General features: G+C 48.6%; 8 protein-coding genes. 3 read left to right on the top strand and 5 right to left on the bottom strand.

Going from position 1 to position 13133, the window contains the following annotated elements; all coding sequences use genetic code 11:
- Positions 1-46: 46 nt before the first annotated feature.
- Positions 47-2218: a protein kinase domain-containing protein gene (locus tag ACO0KW_RS14870; RefSeq protein ID WP_423054044.1), complete on the bottom strand. Its 2172-nt coding sequence runs from the start codon at positions 2216-2218 to the stop codon at positions 47-49.
- 413 nt (positions 2219-2631) lie between these two features.
- On the opposite strand from ACO0KW_RS14870, the gene ACO0KW_RS14865 reads away from it, so the two are divergent.
- Together ACO0KW_RS14865 and gluQRS are read left to right on the top strand one after the other, a co-directional pair.
- Complete coding sequence (locus ACO0KW_RS14865) at positions 2632-3528, top strand: sulfurtransferase (RefSeq protein WP_423054043.1); 897 nt, start codon at positions 2632-2634, stop codon at positions 3526-3528.
- 130 nt (positions 3529-3658) lie between these two features.
- Positions 3659-4579 carry a tRNA glutamyl-Q(34) synthetase GluQRS gene (gene gluQRS / locus ACO0KW_RS14860; RefSeq protein WP_423054042.1) on the top strand — a complete coding sequence of 307 codons (921 nt, stop codon included), beginning with the start codon at positions 3659-3661 and terminating at the stop codon, positions 4577-4579.
- A gap of 123 nt (positions 4580-4702) precedes the next feature.
- Here gluQRS and ACO0KW_RS14855 read toward each other — a convergent pair whose 3' ends face one another.
- On the bottom strand, positions 4703-6163 hold the full coding sequence (locus ACO0KW_RS14855) for a DEAD/DEAH box helicase (RefSeq protein ID WP_423054674.1): 1461 nt from the start codon (positions 6161-6163) through the stop codon (positions 4703-4705).
- Positions 6164-6590: 427 nt separating this feature from the next.
- Between ACO0KW_RS14855 and ACO0KW_RS14850 the strand changes: the two genes are divergently transcribed.
- Positions 6591-7523 carry a phytanoyl-CoA dioxygenase family protein gene (locus ACO0KW_RS14850; RefSeq protein WP_423054040.1) on the top strand — a complete coding sequence of 311 codons (933 nt, stop codon included), beginning with the start codon at positions 6591-6593 and terminating at the stop codon, positions 7521-7523.
- Between the two features lie 89 nt (positions 7524-7612).
- Here the strand turns inward: ACO0KW_RS14850 and menC are convergent, their stop codons facing one another.
- From menC to ACO0KW_RS14835, 3 genes are all read right to left on the bottom strand, one after another.
- Positions 7613-8773: an o-succinylbenzoate synthase gene (gene menC, locus ACO0KW_RS14845; RefSeq protein ID WP_423054039.1), complete on the bottom strand. Its 1161-nt coding sequence runs from the start codon at positions 8771-8773 to the stop codon at positions 7613-7615.
- A gap of 11 nt (positions 8774-8784) precedes the next feature.
- Positions 8785-10203, bottom strand: a complete 1419-nt coding sequence (locus ACO0KW_RS14840; protein ID WP_423054037.1) for a hypothetical protein — start codon at positions 10201-10203, stop codon at positions 8785-8787.
- 92 nt (positions 10204-10295) lie between these two features.
- On the bottom strand, positions 10296-13052 hold the full coding sequence (locus tag ACO0KW_RS14835; protein ID WP_423054036.1) for a TonB-dependent receptor: 2757 nt from the start codon (positions 13050-13052) through the stop codon (positions 10296-10298).
- Between the last annotated feature and the right edge of the window lie 81 nt (positions 13053-13133).

The raw sequence follows: 13133 nt of genomic DNA, 5'->3' as shown, positions 1-13133 counted from the left end.
GGTTCCCGTTTCTTCATCAAAAGTACTACCAATATGCGCGATCAACTCATTGGTAGCGCGCATCTTTGAGCAAATCTTTCAAAACAGGCTCAGTACGGATTTTCGCCTCGCTAAACCCCAATTGTTTTGCTTTTTCGATTTCTGCCAAAGCGTCTGCTCGCTGGCCAATCAACTCATACACGCACGCTGCTTGAAAATGTACATCTGGATTTCCAGGGGCAAGTTCTAGGGCTTTTCTTAACATGGATCGTGACTGATTATATTCACCTAGGTGCGCTTGAATAATCGCCATGGTCACTATCACCCATCCATCATTTGGACGTTGCTCCAATCGGACATTAAGCAATTCCCGTGCCTTCTCGTATATTGCTCTAGCCTGATCAGCTTTACCTGGAATTTGTACTAATGAATCTGCCAAAAAATACCAGTTCTCATAGTCTTGGGGATTGCTCACAATCGCTTTTTCTAAAGCATTTGCCGCAGACACATAATCTGCCTGAGTAAATTTAATTTGCCCCAGCCTAGCGTATAAACTTGCGTCAGGGCGGACTTGCAAACCCTGCTGCAATACTTGAAGCGCTTCATCTATTCGCCCCTGAAATCCGAGTACCATGGCGAGGTTGTTATAAGACAGCATGACGTCAGGATGGCGTTCAATCATTGATCGAAAAATTGTCTCCGCGACTGAGTATTGTGCTTGGTTGAAATGCACAATTCCCTTCAAATTCGAGATTAACCAATCATCAGGAAATATTTTTAACGATGCCTCAGCAGTACGCAAAGCGGCATCATATTGACGTGCCAGCAAAAAAATACGCATTTCGGTTTGCCAGACCAGTAAGTTATTCGGCTCCAAACTCTTCGCTTTTTGAACCGCTGTCATCGCTGCGTCAAATTGATTGTGTGGGTCTAACGCCAAAGCATAAGCAGTTTGCGTAATTGCCATATTCGGGTTCAAACTCAGCCCCTGCTGGGCACTCGCCAACGCGCGCTCACGCCAGACATCATCACGGCTACTGCTGCGAAAACGATAGATATACACAATAGACAGTCCCGCTACGGCTCGCGCATTGCTAGCATCACGCTCGATTACATTGTTGAAACGCTTTGTTGCCTCGTCCAACATGCCTGGCTTATCGTACATTGCCAACGCCTTCATTCCTTGCTCTAGTTCGATCGATTCTGAATAAGGTTTAAGTGCTTTAGCGATTTGAGCCCAATTCGGTTTAGCTTGCCAGACGCCCACGCCGGCGACCGCCAGCAATCCAGCTACAACAAAGGCGTAACGCCAGTGGCGCCGACGTGATTCCGCATTTAGCTGCAACTGTAAGTCGTTAATTTTCGAATTACTCAGACTGTTTGAAGACGATTCTTTCACGACCAGTTTTTGACACTCTTCCTGCACCTGTTGCCAGTTGAAACGCTGGCTTAGCTCACGTTTAGTCATACCTAAAATCAGGTCGCGTGATGCTAATGAAACTGATCCTGGCCAGGGCCATTGCTCTGAAGAAGTTTGTGCCTGCGCGGCAACCAAAGCTAATCCGCGCAAACTGTTAAAAGGCGTAGCGCCAACCAATAGTTGATACAAGATCGTGCCTAGCGCAAAAACATCACTCGCAGCACTCGCAGAGTGCTCGGAAAAACGTTCAGGGGCTAAATAGGAAATACTGCCTTGCGGATCGATTTCAACAACACTCTTCACTGCATGTGGATTGTAATGCGCCGCGAAGCCCAAATTTAGGATCCGAATTTTTCCTACAGTATCGACCATGAAATTAGAAGGCTGTAAATCACCGTGAATTAATCCAGCAGCCTGCGCCTCCTCCAATGCCATGGCAGTTTGCTTAATGTGAATCAACGCCTGATTTTCTCGCCCTTGATGGTCTTGCATCCATTCCAACAGCGTGACGCCCTTCACCAATTCCATCACGATATAAATGCCGTTCTCATGCTCCTCGAGAGCGTGGATTTTAACAAAGGCAGAATGGGTCAGTGCCGCGGCGATGCGTGCTCGTTTGAGTACTGTTTCAAATTCATTACCGAGATTCGCCAATTGTTTGATGGCGACCATTCTATGCAGACTCGTATCCCACGCTTGGAAAACCGGAGAAAGCGGGTTCGCATCCAGACAAACACGAATTTCATAGTGTTTGAAAGTTTGTGGCATCGGGGAATTCCCTTCTGGCACACTTAGCGGATTGAAATTGACTAAATGCATAGATCGATACGTAAATTATTATTGTTGTGTTCAGTTTTCGACTTTACCATTAAAGTGGAAAGCCGATAACGCAGAAATAGAAATTTTTACACGTTAATGGTATTTTTTACAAATTAAGAAATCTTCTTAACATGTAAGAATCGGGCTCGTAAATGCACTACAGCGGATTTTTCGGCAAGAAATTGATCGATTATGAAACTCAATTCTGAGAAACGATGCAAGCGCACTGGAAAGTCCTTCGCAGCACATGACGAATTGGGCTGTTTCGACTTATAATGCTGACAAATCAAAGACTTAATCGGCATCTTTGCAAGCCTTCTTTGCACACACAGCAACTTTGCAAACACTCTGGTCAAGTAGTCTACTAATTAATTCCTCCGACCTATCATTTACTTTTTTACTCATATTTGCCCATGCAAGCTGCTACTCCTTACGTCAACATTTCTGCATATAAATTCATTACATTTGACGATACCGCAGAAAAACGCCCTGAATTTATCGCAAAATGCCAAGAGCTCAATCTGAAAGGCACAGTGCTTCTGACGCCAGAAGGTATCAATATGTTTTTGGCTGGCTTACGGCATGAGATTGATGCCTACATGGATTGGTTGCACAGTGATCCGCGTTTTGCCGATATCGTCGCCAAGGAAAGTTTTTCCGACCGTCAGCCATTTACCAAATTACTGGTGAAGATAAAACCAGAAATCATCACCATGCGCATGCCTTTGATTAAACCTGAGAATGGGCGAGCACCTTCAGTCGAAGCCAAGACGCTCAAGCGCTGGCTGGATCAAGGTCATGACGACAATGGCAAACCTATCGTGATGGTCGATACCCGCAATGATTTTGAAGTCGACGTCGGCACTTTTGACAATACGATTGATTATCGCATCAGCAAATTCACCGAATTCCCTGCAGTCATTGAAGCGAATCGCGAAGCATTAAATGATAAGACGGTTGTGACATTTTGCACCGGTGGCATACGCTGTGAGAAAGCAGCGATACACATGCAAAATGTGGGTTTCGAGAGTGTCTATCAACTAGAAGGTGGGATCTTGAAGTACTTTGAAGAAGTCGGTGGCGAACATTATCACGGCGACTGTTTTGTATTCGATTATCGTACAGCCTTAAATCCACAATTAGAAGCAACGGATACAACGCAATGCTATGCGTGTCGTGCAGTTGTCACTCCACGTGAACAATTATCACCTTGGTATATCGCTGGTAAATCCTGCCCGCATTGCAAAAAAATGTCGCGGGAGACGGCAGAGCATGAAGTTGACCATACCGCATCAACGTCAACTGATTAGACTTAGTAACCGAGACTGAGCGACTCAGCAATCGTTCTTACAATGCGGCACCACTCATTGTGACGCTGTTTTTTTTACAGCGTCGCAAGCACAAATCCCCCCTCGATCACAAACGAATTTGTTAGACTAGATGACTCTTTCTGTCTTGTCTGATGATTGCTACGCCATGTTAACTTATCGCGGTCGCTTCGCACCTTCCCCCACTGGCCCTTTGCATTTCGGCTCCCTAGTCGCCGCCGTGGCAAGTTATTTGGATGCCAAAGCACATCGCGGTAGCTGGCTGGTGCGCATAGAAGATGTCGACTTTGACAGGAATGTTGCGGGAGCGGATCACGCCCTACTGCGATCGTTACAGCGCTGTGGAATGAAATGGGACGAAGAAATCACCTGGCAAAGCCAACGCGGAGTTCTGTATCAAGCGGCGCTCGATCAATTAGGCAGGCACGTATTTGCCTGTAGTTGTTCGCGCAAAGAAATTGCCGATTCACGCTTACGTGCGGGCTTATCCGATTCACAGATTTATCCTGGCACTTGTCGAGCCGGTATCGCAGATAATAAAGTGGCGCGCGCCTATCGCTTACGCGTACCTGACGGTGCGGTGGCCTGTATTACATTTGAAGATCGCTTGTTAGGTATGCAGTCACAAGACCTAAGCACTGCCGTTGGCGATTTTGTTTTGAAACGTGCCGACGGATTTTGGGCATATCAACTTGCCGTAGTGGTCGATGACGCGACGCAAGGGATTACGGATGTCGTACGCGGTGCAGATCTACTTGATTCAAGTGCCAGACAAATTTACATGCAGGGGATATTAAATTATTCGACACCGCGATATCTGCACGTGCCGGTGGTCATCAATCAAAATGGAGAAAAACTGTCTAAGCAAACTGGTGCAATAGCCTTCGATCGTGGTGACAATAATTTATTACAAGAAGCCTTAATTCCTGCCGCACAATTTTTAGGCTTAATTTTTACTTCGACACCTCAATCAATTCCCGAATTTTGGTCACGTGCCACGGAATTGTGGGCTGGCAAATTCGGTATTCAATAGGTTCGCCGAAAGCCTTCAGCAATCACATGCAGCACTGGCATTCGTTGAATCGAAAAAAAAGCAGAAAACGATCTTTGTTTTCTGCTTTTTTCCTAGAATTGTATTGCGTTGTCAGTGTGGTGATTAACTACTCTTCACAAACCCACCTAACAAGGCCGCTTTCTTTTGTGGCTTCGCCGCATCTGCTGTAGCGTTATTCACCATCGGCTTACTGGGTGCAGGACTGGCGCTCGGTTCGTACGGTTTTAAGAACCATGGATCAACTTTTTCACGTGGTGGTTGATAACTACGCGTTGGACGTTCAGTTGGTCTGTCCGCGGTTCTGTCTGTCGGTCTAGGACTACGTTCTTGACGATCTGCAAAACTGGAAGGCTTACGCTCTGCATGCAAAGAAGTGGCAATAAATCCGGCAAGCTGCAGGCGCACAATTTTTTGCTTAATCAACTTTTCAATATCCACCAGCAGGCGCTCATCCTTATCCGTATGTAAAGAAATCGCATCACCTTTGGCGCCCGCACGTCCAGTGCGACCTATACGGTGCACATAATCTTCAGCGTTGTAAGGCAAATCAAAATTAATCACGCATGGCATTTCAGAGATATCTAAACCGCGTGCTGCAACGTCGGTGGCGACCAAAATTTCTACTTCGCCGCGCTTAAACGCTTCTAGGGCGGCCATCCGTTCTTGCTGCGATTTATCACCATGAATCGCGGTCGCTTTGATGCCTTGTTTGACCAAATGCACTGCAACACGTGAAGCACCAATCTTCGTATTTGAGAAAACGATGACTTGTTTTAAGCCGCGCTCACGGATAATGAAGGCAACGGCATCGCGCTTTTCATCTTCCTGAACTTTATACAAGACTTGCGTCACATTTTCCGCAGTCGCATTGCTACGCGCGACTTCGATAGTAACCGGATCATTCAAAAAGCTCGCGGACAATTTTTTAATCTCAGGCGAGAAAGTCGCAGAGAACATCAAATTTTGACGCTGCTTAGGCAGCAAATTAATAATGCGCTGCAGATCGGGCAAGAAGCCCATATCGAGCATGCGATCAGCTTCATCCATAATCAAAATCTGTGTCTGTGAAAGATTCACCGATTTTTGCGCTACGTGATCCAACAAACGACCAGGCGTAGCGATCACAATCTCAACACCGTTGCGCAAAATTGCTGTTTGTGGCGCCATGTCCACGCCACCAAATACCACAGTCGCCCGCAAAGATGTGTGACGCGAATAAGCTTTCACGTTTTCTGCGACCTGGTCCGCCAATTCTCGTGTCGGCGTCAAAATCAAAGCACGCACGGGGTGGCGTGCCGGCGAGGCACTCGTATTCGCATGCGCCATCAAGAGTTGAATAATCGGCAAAGAGAAACCTGCAGTCTTACCGGTTCCCGTCTGCGCCGCTCCCATCACATCACGACCTTGCAATACCACAGGGATCGCCTGTGCTTGAATTGGTGTCGGATGCACATAGCCCTGATCGTTCAGCGCACGCAAAATTTCAGGCGCCAAACCAAAGGAATCAAAGCGAAGAGTATCAGCGGCTAATTCAGCGACTGTCGGTAAGGGGGTATCGGTCATGGTATGCATAGTGTGCCTCCCGTGCTTCTAACACGGCATCAAAAGAAGGAGATCGTGATGTTGCGTCAGCAAAAGTAAGGCGTGGGTGTATTTCAATAGTCGCACATTATAACACTATGCAAGGCAAAGTCTTGAAAACAAAGGGAAATCACTCGCAAACCAAACTACTTCTTAAGCAAACACACAAATGAATTTCAAAGTACTTTTCGCTATTTCTTCAATCGCCCACACGATTGCCTTGACCACCTAAAGTACTTCCCAATCGCACAGATTGACAAGCAAGGTCGTAAACGAACACATCGCGCCTACCGAAACAATGCTCGAATTGCATGATCTATTAATCATACACATCTACGCATTTAGACAAGTCGACTTCACTTATAATATGTTGCTACCGACTTGCAAGTTACATACTGGGATGAGAATAATGACGCACGATGCCGCCTTGATGCAGAATTCCATGACTGGAAATCAATTTGACACCAATTCCATCTTACGCCCTGAATGGTGGCAGAATTTGGCGCCATCGCTATCTCTAAGCAACTCGCCTTATGCGGCAATTAAGCCATTGGCGATGGATGCCGGATCTGAAAGCGCGATTCGCCAGCTCGTTTTGCAAGAAGGTTATGTCCAAGGATCTGTAGGTCAATGGCAACTACCCTTAACCGATATGGTGAATGTCGTCGTAAAGTTAAAAGCTGCCGGATTGATGCCTGTATTCGCGTTGGCATATGAAGAATTTTGGTTACTTGCGCAACAATTAGGCAATGTCGTTAATACCTTGCTAGGAGGTGAGTATTACATGCTTCCAGATTTTTGGATGTGGCATGTGGACCCGAAAAATGATGAGTCCGGATGGAAACCGCATCGCGACAAAAGCCATCATGCACTGTTAGCCGATGGCATGCCCAAGAGTGTCACGTTGTGGATCCCTTTAACGGCGGCAACAACGTTGAATGGCTGTATGTACGTAGTGCCAGCCGACAGAGATCCTACTTATGGCACGCCAAATGACAAAGAGTGGCGTTTCGCGTATCAGGACGTCCGCGCCTTGCCAGCGGTACCAGGTGATTTTCTTATTTGGAATCAAGCTGTTTTACATTGGGGATCACACGCGAGCCGGCGTGGAGGCGCGGCCCGCGTAAGTATTGCCTTTGAATTTCAACGAGTAGATATTCCTCCCATGAACGTTCCATTAATTCGTGCTGGAACGATACCAAATTTTGCTCAGCGTTTGAATCTGATCGGAAAACAGGTGCTTCAATACAAGCACATGTATCCGCTGTCACCAGAGCTGGCCGCCATCGCCAATGCAATGGCAATCGCACCAAACACAACGCCTTTTCTTCCAGGTTCATAAGTTAAGCTCGAATTTCCACCTCAACCTTCAACGGTTTAACTGGCTTGTTGTGCTTGGTACCAATCGTACCCAAAAGCCTGCTGAAGTAGTTAGCGAATCTGTTCCCGCGCCAAAGTGTAACGCGCCACCCTATCTTCCAATATGGCGACACCGGTACCGGCGCCGTCAGGCAAGGCAATAAAGCCATCGTCAGCAAGAACCACCGCGGGTTCAACGATGTCTTCATTAAAGTAGCGTGCGGTTTCTGACGTGTCTCCGGGCAAAGTAAAACCCGGTGCGGTCTGTAATTGGAGATTGAACGCGCGACCAATGCCGGTTTCATCCATCCCCCCCGACCAAACGTCAATCCCAGCGTGCTGACACAATGCAGCAATGCGCAGCGATTCGATCATGCCGCCTACCCTTCCCTGCTTAATGTTGATCACGCGACAGGCTTTCAGAGCCAGTGCTGAACGCGCATCGTCAAGGTCGTGAATCGATTCATCGAGACATAGAGGCGTCGCTAATTCGCGCTGCAGAGCCGCATGTTGGACAATATCACTGTACGACAATGGCTGTTCTATCATGGTCAGACTGAAGGCATCAAGTTCGCGCAAAAGTGCTGCGTGCTCTAGGCGATAATCGCCATTGGCGTCGGCCATCAACGTCAACTTGGGATAGGCTTCGCGCACAGCGCGAACCCATTCGACATCCTTGCCTTGCATGATCTTGAGTTTGACGCGGTGATACGGACGACTCATCGCTTCCGCCACAGCATCAAGTAGCGCCGGAATCGAGTCCTGAATTCCCAAACTGATACCCGACTGAATACGCCGCGCAGGTAGTCCGAGCAACTCGTGCAAAGGACGACTTTGCTGCCTGGCGATCAGATCCAACAGGGCGTTTTCGACCATGGCCTTGGCCATACCATGACCTCGAACAGGGCTCCAGCGCTTCAGTAGTTCACCGATGGTCTGCCCTCGCGTTAGCAAAGGAAGTAAAAATTCCTTAAAAATATGACGCACAGTTTGTGTCGTTTCGCTCGCATAATAGGGATCAGGATCAGCCACGCATTCACCCCAGCCCACCACACCGCCCGATTCTAGTCGCAATAAAAGTGCCTCCTTCACCGCCCACGTGTGCACGCTGGTGGAAAACGGTTTCACAAACGGCAGGCGCACGGTGATCAAATCGATTTTATGCAAAGCCGGCATGCGTGCATCGACTGCGGGAGAATCTGGTACTACGTAGTGTAAAAATTGTTGATCCATCTCCATCCTCCTCAGGCATAGCCTATCATCACAGCAACCGCCACCACGGCCATCGACATCAGCATAATCAGTAACTGAAAGCGCCAAATAATTCCAAACCAACGCGTCCAAGGAACGCCAGCAACTCCCAGCGTCGCCATCAGAATCGCACCTGTCGGCACACTCATGTTGGCCATCGCATTGCCTAGCTGGTAGGCCAAAACGGCAGTCTGCCGCGTCACGCCGACAAGATCAGAAAGACCAGACATCAAGGGCATGTTAATCGCTGCCTGCGCACTGCCTGAATGGATGACGAAAGTGAACGCAGTTTGCACCGCTAGCATACCTTGTGCTGCCAACAACGGCGGCCAAGTTTCCAACATACTGCCCATACTGTGCAGGAAAGTATTCAACACTGAGGGCGCATGCGGATTGGCACCACCCAACAAATATTCAATCCCCTTTGCCAAAGAGATCACCATGACTGCTGACACTAATTGCTGTGCTCCGCCAACAAATGCCTCGGCGGCGGCGTCAGCGGTGAGGCGTTTGGCAACGATCGCGACGATCGCAGCAAAGAAACACAGCGTCATAAACTGGGTCGCAATTTCTGGAATGAAATAGCCGGCAGTGACTACACCCCAAACGATCCAGATGATGGTGACAACGATACCGGCAAGTATCAGGCGGTCGGCAAACGCGAGTGGCGGCATATCCACAGGTAAAATAATCTGACCATTTTCACCCAACGCGACTTCGCTGCGATGGCGCTGGGCATACCAGAGTGTAAAGGCAATGCCTGTACTAACAAAAATCAAAAACATCACGATGCGCAGTGGCGCGCCTGACAGCAGCGGCACGTTAGCGATGCCTTGCGCTAACGCGACACCAAATGGATTCATCCAAGAAATACCAAAACCGATTTGACTGGCGACATACGTAATCATCACGCCAACTTCTGGCGGGTAACCCATACGCAAAATCAGCGGTAACAACAAGGCAAGAAAAGCGATGGTTTCCTCGCCCATACCGAACACCGCACCACCGGTCGCGAAAGCTGCAAACAAAGATCCCAGCAGCAAACGCGGATGATGTCCGGTGATGACTATCAGACGCAACAAACCGCGATCGACTGCGCCTGTCGCATTGATCACGCCGAAGGCACCACCGACCAGCAGGATGAAGGCAATCACACCAATCGCCGAACCACTGCGGCTACCCGAAGTCATACCTTCAAAGGGGGCGTTGAGAAAACCAATGTCCTTGCCACTAGCAAAAACGGAAATGCTAATGTTGTGCTCAGCAACCCGGTAGGATTCGAGCGAAATAGGCACGCCTTTTTCGAAATAACCAGCCGATACCCAAGGTACCAGTAAGGCAATCAATAGAGCGCCGAAGAGCAAGATGATCAGGGTATTAGGGACTTTGAAAGTACTACGCTTATCGCTCATGCTTATAGCTCCTGCAAACAGTTCAGGTAGTCTGCCCTCGTATAAAAAAGCCCCACCGGAGTGGGGCGTTGAGGGTTTGGGGGAGTTACGGTTTAGTTGAATTTGTACTGCAGATTAACAAAGAATGAACGTCCACGTGGATCTCCGTAAGTCGGATCCCAAGTCACTTCAAAATAGCGCGATTGGTTGGTGAATGGCGGTGGGGTATCCAACATATTGATGATACCTGCACGCAGCTTCAGGTTCTTCGTGAACGCATAACTTCCCGTCAAGTCCCATAATGAATAGGCTTTGACATCACGATCATTCCAACCTGGATCAGCCAACCCCGGAATGTTCTGATCGCGGTAGCTTGCGAAAAAAGTATTGCCCAAAGTCAGATTGATCGGACCATGTGCCCAATCAAGATTAAGCTTGTGGCGCCAGCGCTGCACTGCCTTGTCATCACGGAACACACCCAAACCATTCGTCAAAGGCGAATTCGGATCTGACTGAAATTTGTACTCAGTAAGATAAGTCCCTCCAATATTTGCACTGAAGCGACCAATGGAAGTTACATCACCACGCCAGTTGAGTGCAAGATCAAAACCAGAGGTATTCAGCTTGCCACGATTTTCTTTCTTGAACTGCAAATAAGAAACGAAGCCATCTGAATCACGTACCACAATCTTCGGATTATTGTAATAAACCGGATTATCAAAAACGGTTTGCTCACCAATTTCCGAAATAATGTCGGTCTTACGAATCATCCAATAGTCAATACTACCGTTCCAATTTTGATTCGGTTCAAGCACCAAACCGAGCGAGAATTGCTTAGACTTTTCTGGTCTGAGCAAAGGATTGCCATAACGATCCAAATCGAACTGCGCGATTTCACCGGAAACCGGATCTTTCACAAAACTCGCGATTGTGCCGGAACGCACGGGCAAGAACATTTCAGAAATTGATGGTGCACGGAAACCGGTACCGAAGGAAGCGCGGCCTAGCATTGCCTTACTTGGGCGATAGCTAAGAGCGATCTTTGGATTAGTCGTATCGAGATTCTGCGATGTCACGCCTGAAAGTGGATCTTTAACCCCCTTGTAGTGGTCATAACGTACGGCAAATTGACCTTCCCATTCTTTGGTAAATGGCGCATTCACTTCTGTATAAAAACCAGCAATATCGCGTGAATTCGACGAATCTGCGAGCAATTCGTCTGAACTGGAACGGTCGCCTTGCACGTCATTCGTTTTCAGTGCAGCGGTTGATGTGAATTCTGTTTTCTCACGACGCAATTCTGCACCGAGAGCCAGCATGACATCGCCGCCAGCCAAAGCCATCAAAGAGCGGGTCAATTTGCCATCAAAACTATCACTCGTACCTTTAGAAATACGCGCAGCACCCGAAATCTTGATCGAGTTCATAAACTTTTTACCAGAATCATCGGTTGGCGCGACGAACGGGTTATACAAACCTTTCGCGATACCATCAAGTAGTTTAGAGCGTGAAACCCAGCCATCGATATCGAGGTCGGTCGCCTCATTGACGCTGTGGTTATAGGCAGTATCGTAATCCCAACTACCAAATCGACCGTTTGCACCTACCACAAGACGAGAGCTTTCACTCGTGACCTCGGTGGTACGGCGCCCCGCATCTGTCAGACGGAAGCGGAAATTAACGGGGGTTGTGATACCAGTTTTTGTCTGTAGATCCTTGGGCAAATAAATACCGGTACTGGTGCCGTTAATGCTGCCCGATGTCGCCGGCGACGCTGCATAGGCTGTCACCGCTTTGCTCTGCAATGCTTCGATAAACACTTGATGATCATCTGACACAAGGAAGGTAGCACGACCAATAAAACTTTGCTTTTCTGCCTTTGGATAAACTTCTGAATCACCCATATAGTTAAATGAACAGCCTTCGGTTCCACCAGGGCCGAGCGGACGTACAACGTTGGGGCTGCCATTCACACAGGCGGCCTTCCCCAAATTAACGCGTCGACCTGGCGAAGGCAGCCACTTTCCGCCGGGACCTGAGCCAAACAGATAAGACGAATTGTTCAGTGTCGCAAGCTGTGTGGTAGTCAGATCAACGTTGGCCGGAAATGAGGTACTCGATAACTGTGGGGACAAACGATCAGGCAGGCTGTACTCCTGCATGAACTTACGTTCCGAACTGGCTAGGCGCTCCATTCTCTGAATGTCTACTGCACCAAACACGTTAAAGCGGTCTTTGCCCAAATCACCAAAGCCCCCTGAAATAGAGGCCGTTTTTTTGCCGCCGCCGCCTTCACCTGTGTTCAAGGCATAAACATTGATGTCGCCACCCTGATAATCTTTACGAGTGATGAAATTAATGACGCCGCCCATTGCGTCCGTACCGTAGATTGCCGATGCGCCATCCTTGAGTATTTCCACGCGCTGAATTGCACCAGCGGGAATACTATTGAGGTCGACACCAGAACTGTCACCGGGGCTTGCAAAATTAGCGAGCCGGCGCCCATTAAGTAGCACCAAGGTACTAGAGACACCGAGCCCGCGCAGATTGGCACCATTAAAACCGCGCTGCCCGCCCATGACGTCGCTAACACTGGCGCCGTCGGTGAGTCCACCGACATTTGATGAGATCTTCTGCAACAGCTCGGCGGCAGTCGTCACGCCAGCCTTGTCAATATCCTCACGTTTGATGGTTTCCACGGCCAATGCTGTTTCACCCTCAATGCGCTTAATGCTGGAGCCTGTGACTTCGACGCGCTGCAATGTTTGTGCCGCAACGTTCATGCTCAAGACGCTGAGCGCAAGTAGTACTGCATGGGTGCATCGGGAGCGGCGGAATACGAGCCCCACGGGCTTGCTAGCTAGTTTCATGCGAAAAGTCCTCGATAAGATGTGTATCAGACGCAAGCACCGTGTTTGCAGTGCCCCTGCGTAACTTTGGAACGTCTCAAG

This window comes from Undibacterium sp. Ji22W (assembly GCF_049340305.1).
Lineage (GTDB): Bacteria > Pseudomonadota > Gammaproteobacteria > Burkholderiales > Burkholderiaceae_D > Undibacterium.
Note: the sequence above shows the minus strand (reverse complement) of the source record. Positions and strands in the feature narration are given on the sequence as shown.

What these genes read in the sequence shown, in the direction of transcription:
- ACO0KW_RS14850 (WP_423054040.1), top strand. Translation starts at nt 6,591, where the DNA reads ATGACGCACGATGCCGCCTTGATGCAGAATTCCATGACTGGAAATCAA.
- ACO0KW_RS14855 (WP_423054674.1), bottom strand. Translation starts at nt 6,163, where the DNA reads ATGACCGATACCCCCTTACCGACAGTCGCTGAATTAGCCGCTGATACT.
- ACO0KW_RS14835 (WP_423054036.1), bottom strand. Translation starts at nt 13,052, where the DNA reads ATGAAACTAGCTAGCAAGCCCGTGGGGCTCGTATTCCGCCGCTCCCGA.
- ACO0KW_RS14865 (WP_423054043.1), top strand. Translation starts at nt 2,632, where the DNA reads ATGCAAGCTGCTACTCCTTACGTCAACATTTCTGCATATAAATTCATT.
- ACO0KW_RS14870 (WP_423054044.1), bottom strand. Translation starts at nt 2,218, where the DNA reads ATGCATTTAGTCAATTTCAATCCGCTAAGTGTGCCAGAAGGGAATTCC.
- menC (WP_423054039.1), bottom strand. Translation starts at nt 8,773, where the DNA reads ATGGATCAACAATTTTTACACTACGTAGTACCAGATTCTCCCGCAGTC.
- ACO0KW_RS14840 (WP_423054037.1), bottom strand. Translation starts at nt 10,203, where the DNA reads ATGAGCGATAAGCGTAGTACTTTCAAAGTCCCTAATACCCTGATCATC.
- gluQRS (WP_423054042.1), top strand. Translation starts at nt 3,659, where the DNA reads ATGACTCTTTCTGTCTTGTCTGATGATTGCTACGCCATGTTAACTTAT.